This window comes from Rathayibacter sp. AC451 (genome assembly GCF_979253095.1).
The window spans coordinates 1,661,687-1,684,366 of the sequence record NZ_CEEDBD010000001.1; the positions used below are offsets into that span (position 1 = coordinate 1,661,687).

A 22,680-nucleotide genomic window follows, 5' to 3' on the forward strand; every position below is an offset into this window, starting at 1 on the left:
ACCGCGAGCGCCCGCGGACGGACCACGGCCGGGAGTCGGACGCGGGGCCGCGGCTGCTCGCTCATCGCCTGTGCTCCGCGAGGATCTTGTCGGCGTGCGCGATGATCTCCTGCTCCTTCTCGGCGACCTCGTCCAGCGCCGCCCTGTTCTGATCGATCAGAGCCGCCTGGTACTGCGCCTCCAGCGAGCTCAACGTCTCCACCAGACCCGTCTCCTGCTTGCACTGCACGTCCAGCACCGCAGTGCGGATGGCCGCCTCGGGATCCTCGGGCACCTCCGGACCCCACGGCGACTCCTCACCGCTGCGGAGCCGGAGGCCGTTCGCGACGAGGCAGTCGCTCCACTCGGACCGCGCGCGGTCCCACTCCGGGTCGGCGGTCGCGAGGGCGTACGCGTCGCTCGCCACCTGCTTCGCCGGCCCTGCGACCGCCATCGCCTCCGGGCCCGCGGTCCACCGGCCCGGCTCCGGGAGGAGGACCGTGGTGTCGGTGCACTTCTCGAACGCGGGTTCCCACCCCGGATCCGCGTCGGTCGCCATGTAGGCGGCGTTGGCCGCCTCCATCTCCGCTCCGTCGGACGGGTCCATCCCGTAGCCGAAGTGCGCCGCCCGGTCCGCGCTCCAGATGCCGTAGTTCGTGTCGGGAACGAGAGCGGACCCCGTCAGATCGAACTCCGCCGGAGGGTAGCTCCGCCCGCCGGCCCGCATGCACTCGTCCCAGAGCAGTGCATTCGCCTGCAGGATCCGCCCGCGCGTCGGCGGGTCGATGAAGAAGGCATCGATCGGGAAGACCATCGTCTCGTCCTCCCTGTTCAGGACCGCATGGACATCGGCGTAGGCACTGATGTCGACATTCGCGGGCATCCCGTTGATCCGAGGCCCCGGAGTCGGTGCGGTGCACGCGCTCACGCCGAGCACCGGGACGAGCAGCGCGATCAGACCCAGCGGGCGGAGCTGCGGCATCAGTCGACGCTCGAGATGAAGTCGTTCCAGTCCGGGTGCCACCAGACCCCCGTGCCCTCGGACTGGAGGTTGGCGATCTTCTGGCCAGCGCGGACCTCCAGCCTCAGGCCTCCGCGGTCGATGTGCTCGTACCAGTTCTTGTACCCGGGGAAGCGGTTCTTGATGCTCGAGATCGAGTCATTGAAGATGAAGCCCCCGGGCGCGTGGTACTCGTTGTAGTTCGCGTTGCCGCGCCCGGAGAAGCTGCTCGAGTAGTCCTTGTCCGTCCACACGCAGCTCCAGCCCGTGGGGCACTGGCTCTCCGCCGCCGCAGCGACCGGAGCCGTCAGGGTCGCGACCGCGACCGCGGCGAGGGCGAGAGCGCTTGCGCGCCGGGTGAGTGACATGAGATCTCCTTCGGTTCGGTGAGGTTTCCTCGGAGAGTAGAGGGCATACTCGTGTGGCGCAACGCGGCCCGCCTGTGGAGGAGCCTCGCTGAGCCCGAGCGCTCGACGACGTGCGGAGTCGGTGAGGCGAGCCCCCGCAGTGAGGCCGCGCTCTCTCGCCGCCCCGGGACCATAGCCCGGAGCGTCACAAACCTGTGTGTCTTCTCAGACGACCATCACCTCGACGCGGAAGAAGGAGGCGCTCGCGCGGCCCCCTGCACGCGCACACCCGCCGCCGGGCCGCCCCGACGCCGCGTCACAGCCTCCGTTCAGGCCCCGGACCGGGCCTTCGTCTTCCGGAGGTCTCGGGTTAGTCTGTCGAGGTTGACCTGTCGCAGAGCGCGTCAGGGCGAGGGCTGCCGCCCCCGCGAGACCGGGGGTACCCGAAGGAGACGTATTGGCGAGCGACAGAAGGACCACCGGCGGCGTGATCAAGGCGATCGTGGGCTTCCTGGGCATGAGCGTCGTGGCCGGAGTCCTCGTGACCGCCACGGTGACGCCCGCTGTGGCGATCGCGGGCGTCGCGGCGAACCAGTCCATCGGGGTCTTCGACGGACTGCCCGAGTACCTCGAGGTCGACAAGCTCTCCGAGAAGAGCAACATCTTCGCCACGCGCACCGACGGCTCGACCCAGCTGCTCGCCTCCTTCTACGTCGAGAACCGCATCGAGGTGCCGCTCGATCAGATCTCGCAGTTCGCCAAGGACGCCGCCGTCTCGGGCGAGGACCCGCGCTTCTACGAGCACGGCGGGGTCGACCTCCCCGGCACGCTGCGCGCCGTCGCCCAGACCTACGTGCTCGGCAACGACGTCCAGGGCGGATCCTCGATCACCCAGCAGTACGTGAAGAACGTCCTCGTCGAGAAGGCCGTCCGCAACATCACGGACGAGGTCGAGCGCGCCGCCGCGATCGACGCGGCCACCAAGACCACTCCCGAGCGCAAGCTCCGCGAGATGAAGCTCGCGATCGGCCTCGAGAAGGAGTACACGAAGGACCAGATCCTCCAGGGGTACCTGAACATCGCGTTCTTCGGCGGCACCACCTACGGCCTCGAGACGGCCGCGAACTACTACTTCAACACCTCCGCCGCGAACCTCACGATCGCCCAGGCCGCCAGCCTCATCGCGATCGTCAACAACCCGGCGAACCTGCGCATCGACCAGCCCGAGAACCCCGACAACGGCGCCGCCAACGGCTACGTCCGCAACAAGGAGCGCCGCGACTACATCATCGGGAAGATGCTGGAGGAGGGGAAGATCACGCAGGCCGACCACGACGCCGCGATCGCCACTCCCGTCGAGCCCGTCATCACCGAGCCCAGCACCGGGTGCTCGACGGCCGGGAACGCCGGCTACTTCTGCGACTACGTCACCAACGTCCTGAAGAACAACGAGATCTTCGGCGCCGACGAGGACACCCGCTGGACGAACTTCCGCCGCGGCGGCCAGGACGTCTACACGACGCTGGACGTCGACCTGCAGGACGCCGCCGTGAACGCCGTGAACGCGCAGGTCCCGCAGACGTGGAACTTCGACGTCGGAGCCGTGTCGGTCAGCGTCGAGGTCGGCACCGGTCGCGTGCTCGCCATGACCCAGAACAAGAAGTACTCGCAGGACCCCGACGTCCTGAACGCCGACGCGTCCTACAGCGCCATCAACTTCAGCACCGACAAGGCCTACGGCGGCTCGTCCGGCATCCAGCCCGGCTCGACCTACAAGCTGTTCACCCTCGTCGAGTGGCTGAAGGAGGGGCACAGCATCAACGAGCGGGTCGACGGCACCCGCAAGCCCACGTGGGGCACCTTCACCGACTCCTGCGAGCCCGGGGGCACCACGACCAGCAACGACACCAGCGCCCGGAACGACGAGGGCGGCGGCGGACAGGTCGGCACCGCGGCGGACTTCACGAAGACGTCGCTGAACACGGGCTTCGTCGGCATGGCACGCGAGCTCGACCTCTGCGCGATCCGCGACACGGCGGTCGACATGGGCGTGGTGCAGGGCAGCGACGGCGAGCTCGACCGCTTCCCGGCGACGGTCCTCGGCACGAACTACGTCTCCCCGCTCTCGATGGCCGGCGCCTACGCCACCATCGCCTCCGGCGGCATCACCTGCGATCCGATCGCGATCGACCGGATCACCGACGCGGCCGGCGCGGAGCAGCCCGTGCCCGCCGCGAACTGCCGCCAGTCGCTCGACGGCAACGTCGCGGCCACCGCCGCGGTCGCCCTGCAGTCCACGTTCACGTCCGGTGGCACCGCCTCCGCGTCGAGGACGCGCGACGGCGTCCCCCTGATCGGCAAGACGGGCACCACCGACGACGCCGTCGCCACCTGGATGACCGGCGCGAGCACCCGCGTCGCCACCGCCGTCGGCGTCTTCAACGTCAAGGGTGAGGCGAGCCTGCGCTCGGGCCGCTACGCGTTCGACTCCGGATCCGCGGCCACGGCCCGGCACCGGATCTGGCCGGTCGTCATGGCCGCGGCGAACGCGAAGTACGGCGGGGAGGCGTTCCCCGAGGCGAACGGCTCGCTGCAGGTCGTGCCCAAGGTCGAGATCCCGGATGTGAAGGGCCTCACCGTCGCCGACGCGAAGGCCAAGCTCGCAGCGGCCGGCTTCTCGCTCATCGAGGGCGGGACCGAGGCCAGCGATGCCGCGGTCGGCACCGTGACGCGTCAGGACCCGTCGGGCTCGGCCCAGGCGGGTACCGGCATCACCGTGTTCACGAGCACCGGCAACCAGAAGACCGTGCCGGATGTGACGGGGCAGGACCTCGAGGCCGCGAAGTCGGCGTTCGGAGCAGCGGGCTTCACGAAGATCACCCTCGCCTGCACCGAGGACGGCAACGCTCCGGACGCCGGCCAGGTGACGGGTCAGGAGCCGGCGGGCGGATCCTCCGTCGCTCCGGACGCGACCCTGAAGGTCTCGATCACGGCGAAGAAGTGCCCGTGAGCCGCCTCGGCTGACTCCGGCTCGTGAGACCACGTTCGGCTCGCAGAATCCACGGATTCCTGCGAGCCGAACGTGTTTCCGCGAGCCGAACGCGCCCCGGCTCCGTCCCTACTGCCCGCGCCCGCGGATCGCGCCGACGATCGCGACGACGGCGAAGTGCACGATGAGCGCCGCGATGCCGAAGCACGCGAGCGCCCCGCTCGCCTCGGCGTAGGGGCGCGAGGCGTCCGTCATCGATCCCGGAGTGACGACGTCGAGCGCGAAGAAGCCGACCGCCAGTCCGAAGCAGACCAGGGCGATCCAGAGGAGGGCGCGGATCGCGCGACCGACCGGGTCGTAGTAGCGCGGATTCGACATCGGGCCTCCGGTTCTCGTGCTCTCCCGTGTCTATCCGGCCCCGCTCCCCCGCGCAAGCGGTCGCGCGAGGGCCCGTCGCCGGACACGACGACGCCCCGGCTCCCGAGGAGGGGAGCCGGGGCGTCGGATCCGGGCGGCCTACGCCGCCATCGGCATCCGCGACGCGGACGTGACGACGAGCTCGCCGCCGACCGCGTCCACGCGCACCGCGCCGCCGTCGGTCACGTCACCGCTCACGAACAGGTCCGCGATGCGGTCGTCGACCGAGCGCTGCACCAGGCGGCGGAGCGGACGGGCGCCGTACTGCGGCTCGTAGCCGTGCTCGGCGAGCCAGTCGATCGCCGCCTCCGTGACCTCGAGCGACACCTCGCGCGGCGCGAGCCGGGCACGGGTGGCGTCGAGCACGATGCCGACGATCTCGCGGAGCTGCGCCCGGCCGAGCTTGCGGAACAGCACGATCTCGTCGATGCGGTTCAGGAACTCGGGCCGCATCGCCTCGCGGAGACGGCCCATGACGCGGTCGCGCAGGTCCTTCTCCGAGGCGAAGCCCTCGGCCGATGCGTCGCTCTGCGCGACGAAGCCGAGCGCACCGGAGCGCGAGGCCAGGAACTCCGACCCCAGGTTCGAGGTCATGATGATCACCGTGTTGCGGAAGTCGACCGTGCGGCCCTGGCCGTCGGTCAGGCGACCGTCGTCGAGCACCTGCAGGAGCAGGTTGAAGACGTCGGGGTGCGCCTTCTCGATCTCGTCGAACAGCACGACGGAGTAGGGGTTCCGCCGCACGCGCTCGGTGAGCTGGCCGGCCTCGTCGTAGCCCACGTACCCGGGAGGGGCGCCGACCAGTCGCGAGACGGTGTGCCGCTCGCCGAACTCGCTCATGTCGAAGCGGATCACGGACTGCTCGTCGGCGAAGAGCGACCCCGCCAGCGTGCGGGCGAGCTCCGTCTTGCCGACCCCGGTCGGGCCGAGGAAGAGGAACGATCCGACGGGCCGGGAGGCGTCGCCGAGTCCGGTGCGGCTGCGGCGGACGGCGCGGGCGACCGCGGTCACCGCGTCCTCCTGGCCGATGACGCGCCGGTGCAGCTCGTCCTCGAGGTGGGCGAGGCGCTCGCGCTCCCCCTCCGTCAGTCGCGACACGGGGATGCCCGTGGCACGGGCCACGACCGCCGCGATCTCGGTCTCGCCGACCACGGCCTCCACCGGGGCGCGCCCGGTCGTGGTCGCCTCGTCGAGCCGGGCCTGCACGGCCGAGATCTCGTCGCGCAGTCGCGACGCCTCCTCGTAGTGCTCGGCCGAGACCGCCGCGTTCTTGTCGCCCTCGAGCACCGCGAGGCGCTCGAGAAGAGCGGAGGTGTCCACTCCCGCGCCCAGACTGAGACGCAGTCGCGCACCCGCCTGGTCGATCAGGTCGATCGCCTTGTCGGGCAGCACGCGGTCGGGGAGGTAGCGGTCCGAGAGCTCGACGGCGGCGCGGAGGGCGTCGTCGGTGAAGCTCACGCGGTGGTGCTCCTCGTACGCCGCGCGCAGTCCGTGCAGGATCGCGACGGCGTCCTCGACCGACGGCTCGCCCACGCGGACGGGCTGGAAGCGGCGCTCGAGCGCCGGGTCCTTCTCGATCGTGCGGTACTCCTTGAGCGTGGTCGCACCGACCAGGTGCAGCTCGCCGCGGGCGAGCCGGGGCTTGAGGATGTTTCCCGCGTCCATGCCGCCCTCGCCCGCGCCCCCGGCGCCGACGACGGTGTGGACCTCGTCGATGAAGACGATCAGCTCACCCGAGCGGGCCGCGATCTCGTCCATCGTCTTCGTGAGGCGCTCCTCGAAGTCGCCGCGGTAGCGGGTTCCGGCGAGCATGCCGGGGAGGTCGAGCGAGACGACGCGCTTGTCGCGCAGCTGCTCCGGGACCTCGCCCGCGACGATCGCACGGGCCAGGCCCTCGACGATCGCGGTCTTGCCCACGCCGGCCTCGCCGACGAGGACCGGGTTGTTCTTGGTGCGGCGGCTGAGGATCTCGATGGTCTGCTCGATCTCGTCGGCACGGCCGATCACCGGGTCGAGCCGGCCGTCGCGGGCCAGCTGCGTGAGATCGGTGCCGAACTTGTCCAGCATCGGAGTCTCGGAGGCGGGGGTGCCGGCCTCCTGCTGCTGCTCCGGACCGGTCGTGACGGTCTCGCGCAGTCCCTGGGTGAGCGCCTCCGCGGTCACTCCGGCGCGCGCCAGGACCTGCCCGGCGGGCGCGTCCTGACCGAGCACGAGCGCGAAGAAGAGGTGCTCGGGGTCGATGTAGGTCGATCCGCTCGAGCGGGCGACCTGGTAGCTGTGGAACAGCGCGCGCTGCGCACTGGGCGTGATGGTGGCGGCGCTCTGCGAGGCGTGGGCCTCGCCGGCCTGCGGCAGGCGCGCCTCCGTGGCCGTCGCGATCGCGCCGGGGTCGACGCCGATGCGGCGCACGGCCTGAGCCACGGCCTCGTCGTCGATGAGCACGCGCAGCACGTGCAGGGCGTCGAGCTCGGTCTGTCCGCGCTCGAGGGCGAAGCGTCCTGCGGCCTGCAGGATGCTCTGGGTACGGGCGGTGAGGAATCGGCTGAGGTCGATGGACCGCGCCGCGCGGGCGCGCTCACCGTCGAGGTAACGGGCGAGGAAGTCGTCGAACGAGTTCGCTCCGGCCTCGTTGAAGTTGTCGGGCACCAGTCCTCCTGAAGAGTTGAGTCACTTGCACTCAAGTTCAACGCGGAGGGCCGGATCCTATTCCCGGGTCTTCGCCGCACACCTCCTCCCGCCCTCGGTACCGTCGAGTCATGAGCAGTGATGGAGGAGAGGTGCGTGCGCAGGAGCGTGCGACACCGACGGCTCCGTCGCTGCAGGAACTGCGAGCGCACCGAGAGGAACTGCTCGATCTCGCATCTCGATCGGGGATCACCGCGGTCGCCGTCTTCGGTTCGGTCGCGCGTGGCACGTCGACGAGCGGCAGCGACGTCGACGTGATCGTCGACGCCGAGCCGGGCACGAGCTACTTCTCCCTCGCTGCGTTCGCTCTCGGCGCGGAGGCGCTTCTCGGTCGCTCCGTCGACGCCGTCTTCCGATCCGGCCTGCGTCGAGGACGAGACGACGCCATGCTCCGCGATGCGGTGCCTCTGTGACGGACCGATCGGCACGCCGGCTCGACCTGATCGTCGAGGACTGCGCGAGAGCCCAGGCCGCAAGAGCCGACTCGGTGACTGACGGCCCCGGGTGCTGAGCACGTGGAGATCGAGTTCGACGCGATCGTCGTCTTCTGGCGCGGGCCGGCGCCCTGGCATTTCGTGCGGGTGCCGGAGGAGCACGTCCCGGCGATCGCGGACGCCGCAGCCCACGTGTCGTACGGCTGGGGCATGATCCCCGCGACGGTGACGCTCGGCTCGAGCACCTGGAGTACGTCGCTGTGGCCGAAGGACCGCGGCTACCTCGTGCCGCTCAAGACCTCCGTGCGCCGAGCGGAGGGCGTCGAGGTCGACTCCGCCGTCACCGTGCGCCTGCGCATCTGACGCCTCCCGGACGTGCGAGAGGGCACGGCCGGAGCCGTGCCTCTCTGTGCGCCGACGCGCATTTCCTCCGGGGTGGGAGATCAGGGGACCGTGTAGCCGGCGGCGCGGAACATCTCGTACCACTCGGCCCGGGTCAGGGGGATGTCGGAGCCGAGCGCCGCTTCGTGCACGCGCTGCTCGTTGGTGGTGCCGAGCACGACCTGCATGTTCGCGGGGTGGCGCGTGATCCACGCCGTGGCGATCGCGATAGCGGGCACGTCGTACTGCCCGGCGAGGCGGTCGATCACCGCGTTGAGCTCCGTGTAGGCGGGGTTGTCGAGGAAGACACCGGTGAAGAAGCCCGCCTGGAACGGCGACCACGCCTGCACGGTGATGTCGTTGAGGCGGCAGTAGTCGACGATGCCGCCGTCGCGCATGATCGACTGATCCAGCGCGGCCATGTTCGACGCGACTCCCTGCGCGATCAGCGGCGCGTGCGTGACCGACAGCTGCAGCTGGTTCGCCACGATCGGCTGGTTCAGCGACTTCTTCAGCAGCTCGATCTGGTACGGCGTGTGGTTCGAGACGCCGAAGTGCGTGACCTTGCCGGCGGCGTGCAGCTCGTCGAAGGCGCGGGCGACCTCGTCCGGTTCGACGAGCGCGTCGGGGCGGTGCAGGAGGAGCACATCGATGCGGTCGGTCTGCAGCGCCTTCAGCGACCCCTCGACCGACTCGATGATGTGCTCGTACGAGAAGTCGAAGTAGGGGCCGTCGCCGACGATGCCGCACTTGGTCTGCAGCACGATCTCGTCGCGCTGGGACGGGGTGAGCCGCATCGCCTCGGCGAAGCGCTCCTCGCAGTGGTGCACGGCGTTGCCGTAGACGTCGGCGTGGTCGAAGAAGTCGATGCCGGAGTCGCGCGCCGTGCGCACGAGATCACGGATGGCGTCGTCGCTCATGTCGGGGATGCGCATGAGGCCGAGGACGACGTTCGGGGATTCGATGCCGGAGGCGCCGAGGGGGACGTGCTTCAAGGGGGACTCCTTCGTCGGGTACTCCCCCACGGTAGGGGGGCCGGCTGAGTGGCGTCCAACAGCGGGTGCTGGTGCGATTCATGAGCCGGAGTGGTCAATCCGGATGCTTGCTCGTCCCCCTCCCCGGTGAGAGGGTGCCGTCATGACGATCGAGGTGCGCCCGGCGTCCGTCTTCGAGGACGTCGCGACGATGAACGGGCCGAAGCGAGCCGATGCGAGCGTGTGCTGGTGCCTGAGCTACCGGCTGCTCTCCTCCACCGAGAACACCTCCCTCCGCGGTCCTGCACGGGGCGAGCGGATGCGCGAGCTGGTGGCGCAGGATCCCCCGCCGGGCGTGCTCGCCTACGACGGCGACCAGGTGGCAGGCTGGGCCGCCGTGCACCGCCGTGCGGACACGAGCTATGCGAAGAACCGGAGGATCCCGCACGTCGACGACCTCGACGTGTGGACGGTCTGGTGCATCCGGGTCCGCCCCGGCTTCCGCCGCCGCGGCATCTCGCACGCCCTGCTCGCCGGCGCCGTCGACTTCGCACGGTCGCACGGAGCCCCGGCGATCGAGGGCTACCCGGTCGACAACCGCGGCGCGACGGTCGAGCAGACGATGGCCTACGTCGGCACCCGCGCCCTCTTCGAGCGCGCCGGCTTCTCGTGGGCGGCCGACACGACCTCGGTGCTGAACGGCTTCCCACGGGTGCTCATGCGCCTGCCGCTCTGACATACCACGGCGATATGATTCGGTCGTGAACCTCGACCGCCTCCCCCTCGGCGCCGTTCTGCGGCGCGCCCGCGAGGACGTCGCGATGTCGCAGACGGCACTCGCCGCGGCCACCGGTCTGCGCCAGCCGAACATCGCCGCGATCGAAACCGGGGCGCGTCGTCCGAGTCCGGAACTGCTCGAGCGACTCCTCCGGGCCGCCCGACTCCGCCCGTCGATCGTTCTGGAGTACCTCGCCGACGACGTCCTCCAGCTCGCCGCAGAGCACGGACTGGGCGACGTCCGGGTGTTCGGATCGACTGCCCGCGGCTCGGACGACGAACGGAGCGACATCGATCTGCTCGTCACGGCGGATCCGTCCGTCGACTTCCTCCGCCTGGCCGCGTTCCGCGGTCGCGCCGAGGCGCTCCTCGGGTTCCCGGTGGACGTGGTGATCGACAGCCCCGACGACGAGGTCGTGGCGGCGATCCGACGCGAGGCGGTGCCGCTGTGACCTGGCCGGACGACGGAGCGACGACGCCCGGCCGCTTCACCGCCCGCCCCCGCCGCCCCGCCGACGACGCCGACAAGCGCTCCCGGCTGATCCTCGAGGCGGACCGGCTCCTCTCCCGCCTCGATCGTGCCGCGCGAGACGGCGAAACCGAGTTCATCCGCCCCGTCTCGGACAGCAGGGACATCGGCGCGCTCGCCCTGATCACTCTCGCCGAGTTCGTGCACCGCGACCTGCCGGCCGCCGTCGTCGCACAGCTGCCCGGCGACGCGGTCGAAGGGCTGCGAGCGACGCGGAACATCGCCGCGCACAACTACTCCGCGCTCGACAACGAGCGCTTGTGGGCGACCGTGACCGTGCACGCCCCGGCGCTGCTCCGCACGATCCGGGCCGCGCTCCTCGACGGCTGACCAGCGCGCCGTCCCCGCGAACGAGGAACGGCCCCTCACCTGTGTCGGGGAGGGGCCGTTCGCCGTGGAGGACCGGACGTGGTGTCGACGCCTAGAAGTCCCAGTCCTCGTCCTCGGTGTTCACGGCCTTGCCGATCACGTAGGAGGAGCCGGAGCCCGAGAAGAAGTCGTGGTTCTCGTCCGCGTTGGGCGAGAGGGCCGACAGGATCGCGGGGTTCACGTCGGTGACCTGCTTGGGGAACATCGGCTCGTAGCCGAGGTTCATCAGGGCCTTGTTGGCGTTGTAGTGCAGGAACTTCTTGACGTCCTCGGTCAGGCCGAGCTGGTCGTAGAGGTCCTGCGTGTACTGCGCCTCGTTGTCGTAGAGCTCGTAGAGCAGCGAGAACGTGTAGTCCTTGATCTCGTCGCGCTTGGCCTGGTCGACGCGCTCGAGGCCCTTCTGGAACTTGTAGCCGATGTAGTAGCCGTGCACGGCCTCGTCGCGGATGATGAGGCGCACGAGGTCGGCCGTGTTGGTGAGCTTGGCCCGCGAGGACCAGTACATCGGCAGGTAGAAGCCCGAGTAGAAGAGGAACGACTCGAGCAGCGTCGAGGCGACCTTGCGCTTCAGCGGGTCGTCGCCGCGGTAGTAGTCCATGACGATCTCGGCCTTCTTCTGAAGGTTCGGGTTCTCCACGGACCAGCGGAACGCCTCGTCGATGTCCTGGGTGTTGGACAGCGTCGAGAAGACCGACGAGTAGCTCTTCGCGTGCACCGACTCCATGAACGCGATGTTCGTGTAGACGGCCTCCTCGTGCGGGGTGATCGCATCGGGGATGAGCGACACCGCGCCGACCGTGCCCTGGATGGTGTCGAGCAGGGTCAGGCCCGTGAACACGCGCATCGTGAGCTGCTGCTCCTCGTGGGTCAGCGTGTTCCACGACTGGATGTCGTTGGACAGCGGGACCTTCTCGGGCAGCCAGAAGTTGCTCGTGAGGCGGTTCCAGACCTCCACGTCCTTGTCGTCCTGGATGCGGTTCCAGTTGATGGCGTTGACGTGGCTGACCAGCTTGAGCTTCTCAGGGGGAGTCATGATCTCTTCTTCGTGCGGATAGGTCGTGCGGTGTCGTTCGGGTGGGTGCCGCGGCGGACGCTACAGCATGCAGCTGACGCAGCCGTCGACCTCCGTGCCCTCCAGCGCGAGCTGGCGGAGACGGATGTAGTAGATGGTCTTGATGCCCTTGCGCCAGGCGTAGATCTGCGCGCGGTTGATGTCGCGGGTGGTCGCGGTGTCCTTGAAGAACAGCGTCAGCGAGAGTCCCTGGTCGACGTGCTGCGTCGCCGCCGCGTAGGTGTCGATGATCTTCTCGTAGCCGATCTCGTACGCGTCCTGGTAGTACTCCAGGTTGTCGTTCGTCATGAACGGCGCCGGGTAGTAGACGCGGCCGAGCTTGCCCTCCTTGCGGATCTCGATCTTCGACGCGATCGGGTGGATCGAGGACGTCGAGTTGTTGATGTACGAGATCGAGCCGGTGGGCGGGACCGCCTGCAGGTTCTGGTTGTAGATGCCGTGCTCCATGACCGAGGCCTTCAGCGAGCGCCAGTCGTCCTGGGTGGGGACGGCGATGCCGGCGTCGGCGAAGAGGCGGGCGACGCGCTCGGTGGCGGGAGCCCACTCCTTCTCGGTGTAGGTGTCGAAGAACTCGCCCGAGGCGTACTTCGAGTCGGCGAAGCCCTCGAAGGTGGTGCCGCGCTCGATGGAGATGTTGTTGGAGGCGCGCAGGGCGTGGAACAGCACCGAGTAGAAGTAGATGTTGGTGAAGTCGATGCCCTCCTCGGATCCGTAGTGGATGCGCTCGCGGGCGAGGTAGCCGTGCAGGTTCATCTGGCCCAGGCCGATGGCGTGCGACTTGTCGTTGCCGTCCTCGATCGAGCGGACGGAGGTGATGTGCGACTGGTCGGACACCGAGGTGAGACCGCGGATGGCGGTCTCGATGGTGCGGCCGAAGTCGGGCGAGTCCATGGTCAGCGCGATGTTCATCGAGCCGAGGTTGCAGGAGATGTCCTTGCCGATGGTGGCGTAGGAGAGGTCCTCGTTGTAGGTCGTCGGGGTGTTGACCTGGAGGATCTCGGAGCACAGGTTCGACATGTTGATGCGGCCCTTGATCGGGTTCGCCTTGTTCACCGTGTCCTCGAACACGATGTAGGGGTAGCCCGACTCGAACTGGATCTCGGCGATGGTCTGGAAGAACTCGCGCGCCGAGATCTTGGTCTTCTTGATGCGCGGGTCGTCGACCATCTCGCGGTACTTCTCGGAGATCGAGATGTCGCCGAAGGGCAGGCCGTAGACGCGCTCGACGTCGTAGGGCGAGAAGAGGTACATGTCCTCGTTGTTCTTCGCGAGCTCGAACGTGATGTCGGGCACGACGACGCCGAGGGACAGCGTCTTGATGCGGATCTTCTCGTCGGCGTTCTCGCGCTTGGTGTCGAGGAAGCGCAGGATGTCGGGGTGGTGCGCCGAGAGGTACACGGCTCCCGCACCCTGGCGGGCGCCGAGCTGGTTGGCGTAGCTGAAGCTGTCCTCGAGGAGCTTCATCACGGGGATGATGCCCGAGGACTGGTTCTCGATCTGCTTGATCGGGGCGCCGGCCTCGCGGATGTTGGAGAGCGAGAGCGCCACTCCGCCGCCGCGCTTGGAGAGCTGCAGCGCGGAGTTGATGCCGCGGGCGATCGACTCCATGTTGTCCTCGATGCGCAGGAGGAAGCACGAGACGAGCTCGCCGCGCTGGGCCTTGCCCGTGTTGAGGAACGTGGGGGTCGCGGGCTGGAAGCGGCCGGCGACGATCTCCTCGACGAGGGCGACGGCGAGCTTCTCGTCGCCCTGGGCGAGCCCGAGCGCGGTCATCACGACGCGGTCCTCGAAGCGCTCGAGGTAGCGCTTCCCGTCGAACGTCTTGAGCGTGTACGACGTGTAGTACTTGAAGGCGCCGAGGAAGGTCGCGAAGCGGAACTTCTTGGAGTACGCGAGATCGTTCAGCTGCTGGATGAACTCGAACGAGTACTGATCGAGCACGGCCTGCTCGTAGTACTCCTTCTCGACCAGGTAGTCCAGGCGCTCCTTGAGGGAGTGGAAGAACACGGTGTTCTGGTTGACGTGCTGCAGGAAGTACTCGCGAGCGGCCTCGCGGTCCTTGTCGAACTGGATCTCTCCGTTCGGGCCGTACAGGTTCAGCATCGCGTTGAGCGAGTGGTAGTCCATCTGCGCGGCGTCCCGGGGGGCGTCGATCACTGCTGCGTCCAAAACGTGTCCAATCCTTCGTCGACGGCGCGGACGTCGTCTGGGGTTCCGAATACTTCGAAGCGGTAGAGGTGCGGCACGGCGCACTTCCTCGCGATGATGTCGCCGGCGAGGCAGTAGGCCTCGCCGAAGTTGGTGTTGCCGGCGCCGATCACGCCGCGGAGCAGGGAGCGGTTGCGGGGCTGGTTGAGGAACCGGATGACCTGCTTGGGCACCGCTCCCCGTCGATCCCGCCGCCGTAGGTCGGCAGGACGAGCACGTACGGCTCGTCGACGTGGAGCGTCTCGGCCTTGGCGCCGTCGCGGTGCGAGTGCAGCGGGATGCGCTGCGCGGGCCGCCCCAGCTTCTCGATGAAGCGGTGCGTGTTGCCCGAGCTGCTGGAGAAGTAGACGAGCTCACTCATCGCGTGCTCCTCCTCCGGGTGCCCTGCGGGGCGTCGTTGGCGGTCGTTCCGGTGAGGACCCGGGCCTCGCGACTCGGATCCTCCGCCGATCCGGGGCAGAACCTGCCCACCCGGACCGACGGAGCGTGGGGGCTCTTCCACTCGCACCTGCTCTGAGGCGCCTGAGTGGTGAGCTGCAAGGCGGAGGAGGAAGCCGTAGCGGCGCTACGGCGCCCGACGACAACGCCGCAGATCGCCGCTCAGGTGCCTCAGAGCGTCGCGATCTTGTCGGGGCGGAAACCGCTCCAGTGGTCGTCGTCGGTGATGACGACGGGGGCCTGCAGGTAGCCCAGCGCCTTGACGGCCTCGAGGGCCTTCTCGTCGACGGAGAGGTCGAACACCTCGTAGTCGATTCCCTTGCTGTCGAGGGCTCGGTAGGTCGCCGTGCACTGAACGCAGGAGGGCTTGGTGTAGACCGTCACGGCCATGCGTGTCGTCCTTTCCGGGAGGGTGTCCTGGGCCGGCTCCTGTGCTCCTCGTCGGCGTGCCGATCGGGGAGGGAGACGGTCGTGAATGGTACGTCTGGGGTGGTGCGGGGCGCCGGTGGGGCACTCGCTCCGACCTGCTCAGCAATACTACATATAGGGGGCGCCCGACGGGAGCCCACTAGGGCTAGTAGTTACATTCGTGTAGTTATCCACCGGTTCCTCCCCCGTTCATCCACAGGCCGAGGCCCGCGGATCCGCGGAAGGACGCGGATCGCGCCGAGTTATCCACCGCTGTGGAGGAGCTCCCGGCGTTCCCTGTGTACAACGCTCGTCGGCGTGTCGCTGTTCCCGACATCTGGGTGCGCAGGCAGGGGGCGACCACCACATCTAGGGGTCGTCGCGCGTCCGGGATCATGCTCGAACGCTAGGCCGCACCACCGACACCGGAGGCGGGGCCGCGCGCGGTCAGACCAGGCGCGCCAGGTCCCGCGCCACCGCGCGCAGGTAGGGCAGCGGCTCCGCGATCGCGGCGGCGGAGGACCCGGCCGCGTCGGTCAGCGAGGCCGCCGCGGCGAACGCTCCGGTGGGCGCCTGGATCGCTCCGGCGACCAGCATCGCCCGGGCCCCGGCCGCCTCCGCGAGCCCGAGGAGGTAGGACGGCACCTTGCCCGCCATCGACTGGGCGTCGAAGCGCCCCTCCCCCGTGAGCACGACGTCGGCGCCCTCGACGAGGGCGGGCAGGCCGAGCGCCTCGCCGACCGCGGCCGAGCCCGGGGCGAGGCGAGCGCCCCCACGCGAGCAGCCCGAATCCGGTGCCGCCCGCGGCCCCCGTGCCCGCCTCCTCCGGATCCGCGTCGAGGTGCGCGGCCAGGTGCCGGAGTCCGTCGTCCAGGCGCACGACGTCCTCACGGCTCGCGCCCTTCTGCGGACCGAAGACGTGCGCCGCTCCGGAGTCGCCGAGCAGCGGATTGGTGACGTCGCTCAGGATCAGCGCGCCGCCGGCCGGCACCCGCCGCACGCCGTGCAGGTCGACCGCCGCGAGGTCGTGCAGCGCCCCGCCTCCGTCGCCGATGTCGTGACCCGAGACGGTGAGGAACCGCGCGCCCAGCTCGCGCAGCGCTCCGACGCCGCCGTCGGTCGACGAGCTGCCGCCGATCGCGAGCAGCAGCGAGTGCGCCCCGGCGTCGAGAGCGGCCGCGATCGCCTGCCCGAAACCGCGGGTGTGCGCGGTGAGAGGACGGAGCGGGTCGAGCAGCGTGATGCCGCTGGCCGACGCGAGCTCGACGACCGCCGCACCGCCGGGCAGCAGGAGCCACGAGGTCTCGACCGGCCGGTCGTCGGGCCCCGTCGCGGTGATCGTGTGCCGCGCCGCCTGGGGAACGGCGACCTCGAACGCGTCGACCGTCCCCTCCCCGCCGTCGGCCATCGGCGCGAGCACGATGGCGTCGCCGGGACGCTCCTCGCGCCAGCCCTCGGCGAGCGCCTCGGCGACCTCGACCGCGCTCGCGGACCCCTTGAAGGAGTCGGGGGCGATCACGACACGGAGGGCTGCGCTGCTCATGCGCCCCATTCTGGCAGCCGCGCGCGCGGGGCCGGCCTGTGGAGAACGCGAGCGAGAGAGCCCCGATTCGAGGCACCCTTCTGCGATGCGCGAGCCCCTCACCCCCTCCCCGACGGCCTCCCCGGTCGTGCGTTCTCGATCGCCGAGGCCGCCGCGCACGACGTCACCGGTGCGCGCCTCCGCGCAGCGGACCTGGACATCCCTCATCGGGGCGTGCGGGCGCCGAGAGGATCGCCGGCGACCGTCGCGGCGCGGGCCGGGGCGCTCTCGACCGTGCTCGGCGACGGAGCCGTCTTCAGCCACCTCACCGCGGCTCGGCTGTGGCCACTCGATCTGCCGCGCGAGGCTCCGGACGAGCCTCTGCATGTCGCGGTCCGGCATCCCGGTCGAGCTCCCCGGCGGCGAGGTGTGATCGGGCATTCGATCCGCGACCCGGAGGTGCGCGCCGTCATCCGACACGGACTGCGCCTGACTGACGGCGCGAGCCTCTTCTGCCACCTCGCGACCGTGCTCGCTCTCGAGGACCTCGTGGCGGTCGGGGATGCGCTGGTGCGCCAGCCGGTGCGACAGGTCGCCGGGGATCAGCGCCCCTGGGTCACCCGCGACGAGCTCGAGCGCCGCGTCGCCGGCTTCACCGGTCCGGGAGCCCGAGCGGCTAGGCGCGCCCTCGCCCTCGTGCGCTCGGGTGCCGAGTCGCGTCGGGAGACCCGCTTCAGGCTCGCCCTGCTGAGGGCGGGGCTGCCCGAGCCCGAGCTCCAGGTCGAGCTGTTCGACGCGGAGGGAGTGTTCATCGGACGGGTCGACGTCTTCTACCCCCGCTGGAAGGTGGGCGGCGAGTACGAGGGAGACCACCACCGCACCGACCGCGCGCAGTGGGATCGGGACCTGATCCGCTACGAGAGGCTCGCGGCGGCGGGCTACTCCGTCGCCAGGATCTCGGGCCTGTCGTTCAGCCGAGATCCCGCGGGATGTGCCGCTCTGGTACGCGCCCGACTCCTCGCCGCGGGCTGGCGGCCGGCTGCGTGACACCGTTGGACACTTTCTGCGGCTACGGAGCCGTCAGAGCAGCAGAAAGTGTCCAACGGCGACCCGCAGACCGGGGCGGCGGGCTCAGAGGGGGTAGCGAGGCGGTAGCCGCGCTTGATGACGGTGGCGACCAGGCGCGGCTCCGGGAGCGCCTGGCGCAGGCGGCTGATCGCGACGTCGACCGCGTGGTCGTCGAGCGCCTCGGGGGCGGAGGCGGCGAGCACGCCGCGCGCGACGGTCGCTCCCTCGGCGGCGACCAGGGTGCGGAACAGTGCCAGCGCCACGGGGGTCAGCGGCACCCGCTCCCCCGCGAGCACAGCGTGGCGGCCGCGCAGCTCGAGGGGCCCGTACTCGGTGGCGATGCGCGGCGCGCTCTGCTCGAGGTGCTCGCAGAGCAGGCGGATGAGGGCGCCCATCCGGAACCGGTCGGGGACGATCGGCAGGATCTGCGCCTCGACGAGCGGGGCCGCAGTGACGGGGCCGACCGCCGCCGCGACGACCGTCTCGCGGAAGGCGGCCTGCAGGGCGTCGAGCCGGCCCGCGGCCTCGGCGACGGTGAACAGGGCCTCGACCGCGGGCGCGCTCGTGAAGGTGACGGCGTCGATCCCGCCGCAGCAGATCGCCTCGATCAGGCGCAGGACGCGCGCGGAGTCCTCGTGCACGCTCCAGCGGTAGGGCGCGGCGGTGAGGACCGTCGCGCCCGCGTCGGTCAAGCGCTCGAGCTGGTGCGGGTCGGTGAAGCCGTGCAGCTGCACGGCGATCGTGCGGCCGTCCACTCCGGAGCGCAGGGCGAGGTCGACGAGGGAGGTGGTGGTCTCGCGCTCGCTCATGCCGTGGTCGTCGAGGCCGGCGGCGCGGACGGCTCCGCGGGCCTTCGGACCCCTGACGAGGATCCGCGCGGCCGAGAGCGCGTCGACGAGCTCGTCGCCCAGCCCGGCCGCGTCGGCCGCCTCGAGCCAGCGGCGCATGCCGTAGGAGGTGGTGGCGAGCAGCATGTCGGGACGCCCGGCGACGATCGCCCGGGTCTCGTCCTCGAGGACGCCCTCGGTGTCGATGCCGCGCATCCGGATGGTGGGTGCGTGGGTGACGTCGGCGCCGCGGCGCTCGAAGGCGGCGATGAGGTCCTCGGAGCGGCGGTCCGAGGTCACGCCGATGCGGAAGCCGACGAGCTGGTCGGGGCGGAACCCGGGCGAGGAGGCGTCGGAGTCGGTCGCGTCGGTGCCGCTCATCGGGGGGTGCCGCTCATCGGTCGGTGCCGGTCATCGGGGGCCTCGGGGTCTCACGTGGTCAGCGCATCGACCGCGCGGGCGATGCTCTCGGGATCCTGAGCATCATCGCACGCGGCCTGGCGCACGACCTCGCCGATGACGATGACCGCGGGAGAGCGCGGAGCGAGGTCGGCGAGCAGCCCCATCACCTCGCCGACGGAGGTGATCGTGGTGCGCTGGGCGTGCGACCAGCCGCGCTCGACGATCGCGAGCGGCATCCCCGCCCCCATCCCGGCGCGCTGCAGTCCGGCGACCAGGTGCGGGAGCGTGTTCACACCCATGAGGACGACGAGCGTGCCGCCGAGGCCGGCCAGGTGCCCGAGCTCCTCCTCGCTGAAGGGCGCGTGGCCCGAGACCACGGTGAAGGCGCGGCTGACCTCGCGGTGGGTGACCGGGATGCCGGCGGCGGCCGGCACCGAGATCGCGCTCGTGACTCCAGGCACGACCGTGACGGGGACTCCGGCGACGCGGCAGGCGCGCACCTCCTCGGACCCGCGGCCGAAGACGAAGGGGTCGCCGCCCTTCAGCCGCACGACGTCGAGGCCGTCGAGGGCGCGGGCGACCATCAGCCGCTCGATCTCGTGCTGCGGCACCGCGTGGTGGCCGGGGGTCTTGCCGACGTCGATCAGCTCGGCGCCGGGCGCCCAGTCGGCGAGGCCGTCGTGCGGGCCGAGGCGGTCGTAGAGCACGACGTCGGCCTCGCGGAGCGCCCGGTGCGCGGCGAGCGTCATCAGCTCGGAGTCGCCGGGGCCCCCGCCGACGATGCTCACGTGCCCGAGGGGGCGGTGCGGAGCGGCGGCCTCCTCGACCGTCCAGATCCCGTGGCGGGCGGCCTCGGCGGAGGCGGCGGCGCGCAGCTCGGCGGAGCCCTCGACCCACACGAGGAGCGCGGGGCAGCCCGCGGCCAGGAGGGAGGCGGAGGCCAGCCGCACGGGCAGCGAGTCGTCGGCCTCGCGCCGCTCGGCCAGCGCCCCGGCGGCGCGGTAGCGGGCGAGCACGCGGCGGGTGCCGGAGGCGGTGCCCACGACGAGCACGCGGCGGCCGGTCAGGTCGAGTGAGAGCTGCATCAGGACTCCTTCACGGAAGCGGAAGCGGAACCGGACGCAGGCGCGGACGCGGACAGCGAGGCCGGCGGCCCCACCACGCTCACCGGTCCGACGGGGATCGTCGTCCCCGCCACCAGCACCGGTCCGTCGGAGCGCTCGTCGCTGCCCGCGGGGCGGATCTGGCCGCGCTCGCGCACGGTCGCGACCCGGGGATCGGCGGTGTCGGGCGCGTTGACGAAGGAGCGGAAGCGGCGCAGCCGATCGGGGTCGGCCAGGGTCGCCGCCCACTCGTCGACGTAGGTGTCCACGTGGGTCGCCATGGCGGCCTCCAGTTCGGCGGCGATGCCGAGCGAGTCCTCGCAGACCACCTCGCGCACGTGGTCGAGACCGCCGGGGAGGTCCTCCTGCCAGCGCGCCGTGCGCTGGAGGCGCTCGGCGGTGCGGACGTAGTACATGACGTAGCGGTCGATGTACTGCACGAGCGTCGCGTCGTCGAGGTCCTGCGCGAGCAGCTGCGCGTGAGCGGGCTGGTAGCCGCCGTTGCCGCCGACGTAGAGGTTCCAGCCGGTGTCGGTCGCGATCACGCCGATGTCCTTGCCGCGCGCCTCCGCGCACTCGCGCGCGCATCCGCTCACGCCGAGCTTGAACTTGTGCGGCGAGCGCAGGCCCCGGTAGCGCTCCTCGAGGAACACGGCCATGCCGACCGCGTCCTGCACGCCGTAGCGGCACCAGGTCGATCCGACGCACGACTTCACCGTGCGCAACGACTTGCCGTACGCCTGGCCCGACTCGAAGCCGGCGTCGACGAGCAGGGTCCAGATCTCGGGCAGCTGCTCGAGGCGGGCGCCGAACATGTCGATCCGCTGGCCGCCGGTGATCTTCGTGTAGAGCCCGTACTGCTCGGCGACCTCGGCGATGACCTTGAGCTTGGCGGGGGTGATCTCGCCGCCCGGGATGCGCGGGACGACCGAGTACGTGCCGTCCTTCTGCATGTTGGCGAGCGCGCGGTCGTTGGTGTCCTGCAGGGGCGCCTGGCCCGCGTCGAGGATGTAGGCGTTGGTCTGCGTGGCGAGGACGGAGGCGATGACCGGCTTGCAGACGTCGCAGCCGAGCCCCGAGCCGAAGCGCTCCATGACCTGCTCGGCCGAGTGGAGGCCCAGGATCCGCACCGACTCGAACAGCTCGCTCCGGCTGAGCGAGACGTGCTCGCAGAGTGCGCGCGACACCTCGACGCCGGCCCTCGTGAGCTCGGTGTCGAGCAGCTTCTTCACCAGGGGGACGCAGGACCCGCACTGGGTGCCGGCGCGCGTGCACGCCTTCAGCGGCCCGAGCTCGGTGCAGCCCTCGCCGATGGCGTGGCGCACCTCGCCCACCGACACGTTGTTGCAGGAGCAGAGCTGCACGTCGTCGGGCAGGTCGCCGCTCGGAGCCTCGGCGCCGGCCGCGGCGAGGTACGCGCTGGGCTCGGCGGGCAGCTCGCGGCCGAGCAGGGGGCGGAGGGAGGAGTAGGGCCCCGCGTCGCCGACGAACATGCCGCCCAGCAGGGTCTTCGCGTCGTCCGAGACGACGATCTTCTGGTACAGCCCGCGGGCCGGGTCGGCGTAGACGACCTCGAGGGCGCCCTCGCCGGCCCCCAGCGCGTCGCCGAAGCTGGCCACCTCGACGCCCGAGAGCTTGAGCTTGGTGGCGTCGTCCACTCCGGGGAACGTCGCGTCGCCGCCGAGCAGCCTGTCGGCGACGACCTCGGCCATCGCGTTCGCCGGGGCGACGAGGCCCACCGTGCGTCCCTGGATCGCGGCGACCTCGCCGATGGCCCAGACGTGCTCGCGGCTGGTGCGGCAGGCGTCGTCGACCACCACTCCCCGCGCGGAGCGACGTCGATGCCGACCGCGCGCGCCAGCTCGTCGCGGGCGGTGATGCCGATCGAGAAGACGACGACGTCGGCGCTGATGCTCGAGCCGTCGGTGAGGGTGACGCCGAGCACCGTGCCGGTGGGGGACGTCAGGATCTCGGTGGGCCGGTTGCCGAGGTGCAGCGCGATGCCCTGCGCCGAGATGATGCGGCCCAGAGCCTGGCCGGCGCCCTCGTCGAGCTGGGCGCTCATCAGCCAGCGGCCGGAGTGGATGAGCGCGGTGCGCGCGCCGAGCCGGTGCGCGCCGCCCGCGGCCTCGAGGCCGAGCAGCCCTCCTCCGACCACGACCACGTTGGCCGGGCGGCCCTTGCGCTCCTGGAAGGCGGCGAGATCGGCGACGAGCGAGTCGACGTCCTCGAGCGTGCGGTAGACGCGGCCGTGCTCGGCGCCGGCGATCGGGGGCACGGTGGCGGAGGAGCCGGTGGCCAGCACGATCTCGTCGCCCTCGAACCAGCGGCCGTCGGCCAGCTCGACGCGGGGGTGCTCCGGATCGATCGCGACGACGCGGGAGGAGGTGATCAGCCGCGCCGACTCCCACAGCGCGCCGTCGCCGAGGGTCAGGTCGACGAGTCCCTCGAGCCGCTTCGAGAGGGCGACGCGGTCGTAGGGGTGGTGCACCTCCTCGCCGAAGACGGTGATGTCGAGGGCGTCGGAGCCGGTCCGTGCCACGAGCGCGTCGACCAGGCGGTGCGCGGCGGGCCCTGCGCCGACGACGAGCACGCGTCGAGGGGCTCGGGCGGCGGGGTTCGCTCCTGCGGTTGTCATGCCCTCCACCGTAGGCACGCGCCGTTTCCCCACCGTTGCCCGGACGTAACGCTCTGTGACGGGCGTCTCACGGGGCGGTCCGGCCGTCGTGAGAGCTTCGTTACGCCCGGGAC

The 22,680-nt window shown here is 70.7% G+C and carries 17 protein-coding genes and 3 pseudogenes; 7 read left to right on the top strand and 13 right to left on the bottom strand.

All coding sequences use genetic code 11. The features are described from left to right. Window positions 1–61: 61 nt before the first annotated feature. Window positions 62–961 carry a hypothetical protein gene (locus tag AC0CID_RS07920; protein WP_465226363.1) on the bottom strand — a complete coding sequence of 300 codons (900 nt, stop codon included), beginning with the start codon at window positions 959–961 and terminating at the stop codon, window positions 62–64. Then, window positions 961–1,347, bottom strand: coding sequence for a peptidase inhibitor family I36 protein (locus AC0CID_RS07925; RefSeq protein WP_251945666.1), 387 nt, complete (start codon window positions 1,345–1,347; stop codon window positions 961–963). Before AC0CID_RS07925 ends, AC0CID_RS07920 begins: the two co-directional genes overlap by 1 nt. A gap of 436 nt (window positions 1,348–1,783) precedes the next feature. On the opposite strand from AC0CID_RS07925, the gene AC0CID_RS07930 reads away from it, so the two are divergent. Next, complete coding sequence (locus tag AC0CID_RS07930; protein WP_465226364.1) at window positions 1,784–4,336, top strand: transglycosylase domain-containing protein; 2,553 nt, start codon at window positions 1,784–1,786, stop codon at window positions 4,334–4,336. A 108-nt stretch (window positions 4,337–4,444) separates the two neighbouring features. On the opposite strand, the gene AC0CID_RS07935 is transcribed toward AC0CID_RS07930, so the two are convergent. Next, a complete protein-coding gene (locus AC0CID_RS07935) occupies window positions 4,445–4,693 on the bottom strand; it encodes a hypothetical protein (protein ID WP_207407122.1) in 249 nt (82 codons plus the stop codon). 138 nt (window positions 4,694–4,831) lie between these two features. Continuing rightward, window positions 4,832–7,378 (bottom strand): ATP-dependent Clp protease ATP-binding subunit, encoded by a 2,547-nt coding sequence (locus AC0CID_RS07940; protein WP_465226365.1) that lies wholly within the window; start codon window positions 7,376–7,378, stop codon window positions 4,832–4,834. A 110-nt stretch (window positions 7,379–7,488) separates the two neighbouring features. Between AC0CID_RS07940 and AC0CID_RS07945 the strand changes: the two genes are divergently transcribed. Both AC0CID_RS07945 and AC0CID_RS07950 read left to right on the top strand, forming a co-directional pair. Next, window positions 7,489–7,830, top strand: coding sequence for a nucleotidyltransferase family protein (locus AC0CID_RS07945; RefSeq protein WP_465226366.1), 342 nt, complete (start codon window positions 7,489–7,491; stop codon window positions 7,828–7,830). A gap of 102 nt (window positions 7,831–7,932) precedes the next feature. Further along, on the top strand, window positions 7,933–8,214 hold the full coding sequence (locus tag AC0CID_RS07950; protein ID WP_465226367.1) for a DUF1905 domain-containing protein: 282 nt from the start codon (window positions 7,933–7,935) through the stop codon (window positions 8,212–8,214). An 80-nt stretch (window positions 8,215–8,294) separates the two neighbouring features. Here AC0CID_RS07950 and AC0CID_RS07955 read toward each other — a convergent pair whose 3' ends face one another. After that, complete coding sequence (locus tag AC0CID_RS07955; protein ID WP_465226368.1) at window positions 8,295–9,227, bottom strand: aldo/keto reductase; 933 nt, start codon at window positions 9,225–9,227, stop codon at window positions 8,295–8,297. A 142-nt stretch (window positions 9,228–9,369) separates the two neighbouring features. Here AC0CID_RS07955 and AC0CID_RS07960 point away from each other — a divergent pair, with 142 nt between their 5' ends. Genes AC0CID_RS07960 through AC0CID_RS07970 form a run of 3 tightly spaced genes read left to right on the top strand, consistent with a single transcriptional unit; the run spans window position 9,370 to window position 10,842 of the window. Next, entirely contained in the window at window positions 9,370–9,942 is a 573-nt protein-coding gene (locus AC0CID_RS07960; RefSeq protein WP_465226369.1) for a GNAT family N-acetyltransferase, read from the top strand. Window positions 9,943–9,967: 25 nt separating this feature from the next. Then, complete coding sequence (locus tag AC0CID_RS07965; protein ID WP_465226370.1) at window positions 9,968–10,435, top strand: helix-turn-helix domain-containing protein; 468 nt, start codon at window positions 9,968–9,970, stop codon at window positions 10,433–10,435. After that, complete coding sequence (locus AC0CID_RS07970; RefSeq protein WP_465226371.1) at window positions 10,432–10,842, top strand: HepT-like ribonuclease domain-containing protein; 411 nt, start codon at window positions 10,432–10,434, stop codon at window positions 10,840–10,842. The genes AC0CID_RS07965 and AC0CID_RS07970 overlap by 4 nt, the downstream gene beginning before the upstream one ends. Window positions 10,843–10,933: 91 nt before the next feature. Here the strand turns inward: AC0CID_RS07970 and nrdF are convergent, their stop codons facing one another. From nrdF to AC0CID_RS07995, 5 genes and pseudogenes are all read right to left on the bottom strand, one after another. Further along, window positions 10,934–11,914 (bottom strand): class 1b ribonucleoside-diphosphate reductase subunit beta, encoded by a 981-nt coding sequence (gene nrdF, locus AC0CID_RS07975; protein WP_055791099.1) that lies wholly within the window; start codon window positions 11,912–11,914, stop codon window positions 10,934–10,936. Window positions 11,915–11,974: 60 nt separating this feature from the next. Then, complete coding sequence (gene nrdE / locus AC0CID_RS07980) at window positions 11,975–14,080, bottom strand: class 1b ribonucleoside-diphosphate reductase subunit alpha (RefSeq protein ID WP_056868579.1); 2,106 nt, start codon at window positions 14,078–14,080, stop codon at window positions 11,975–11,977. 26 nt (window positions 14,081–14,106) lie between these two features. Next, window positions 14,107–14,522: pseudogene (gene nrdI / locus AC0CID_RS07985) on the bottom strand (class Ib ribonucleoside-diphosphate reductase assembly flavoprotein NrdI). Between the two features lie 248 nt (window positions 14,523–14,770). Beyond that, window positions 14,771–14,989: a glutaredoxin-like protein NrdH gene (nrdH, locus tag AC0CID_RS07990; RefSeq protein ID WP_068255139.1), complete on the bottom strand. Its 219-nt coding sequence runs from the start codon at window positions 14,987–14,989 to the stop codon at window positions 14,771–14,773. 465 nt (window positions 14,990–15,454) lie between these two features. Further along, a pseudogene (locus AC0CID_RS07995) lies at window positions 15,455–16,550 on the bottom strand (glycerate kinase). A 213-nt stretch (window positions 16,551–16,763) separates the two neighbouring features. Here AC0CID_RS07995 and AC0CID_RS08000 point away from each other — a divergent pair. After that, the gene (locus tag AC0CID_RS08000; protein WP_465226372.1) at window positions 16,764–17,576 is read left to right on the top strand and encodes an endonuclease domain-containing protein; all 813 of its coding nucleotides are present in this window, start codon (window positions 16,764–16,766) and stop codon (window positions 17,574–17,576) included. Here the strand turns inward: AC0CID_RS08000 and AC0CID_RS08005 are convergent. From AC0CID_RS08005 to nirB, 3 genes and pseudogenes are all read right to left on the bottom strand, one after another. Next, a complete protein-coding gene (locus AC0CID_RS08005; RefSeq protein WP_465226373.1) occupies window positions 17,468–18,805 on the bottom strand; it encodes a uroporphyrinogen-III synthase in 1,338 nt (445 codons plus the stop codon). The genes AC0CID_RS08000 and AC0CID_RS08005 overlap by 109 nt on opposite strands. A 50-nt stretch (window positions 18,806–18,855) precedes the next feature. Further along, window positions 18,856–19,911 carry a uroporphyrinogen-III C-methyltransferase gene (gene cobA / locus AC0CID_RS08010; RefSeq protein WP_465226374.1) on the bottom strand — a complete coding sequence of 352 codons (1,056 nt, stop codon included), beginning with the start codon at window positions 19,909–19,911 and terminating at the stop codon, window positions 18,856–18,858. Continuing rightward, window positions 19,911–22,567, bottom strand: a pseudogene (gene nirB, locus AC0CID_RS08015) (nitrite reductase large subunit NirB). The gene cobA and the pseudogene nirB overlap by 1 nt, the downstream one beginning before the upstream one ends. Window positions 22,568–22,680 lie beyond the last annotated feature (113 nt).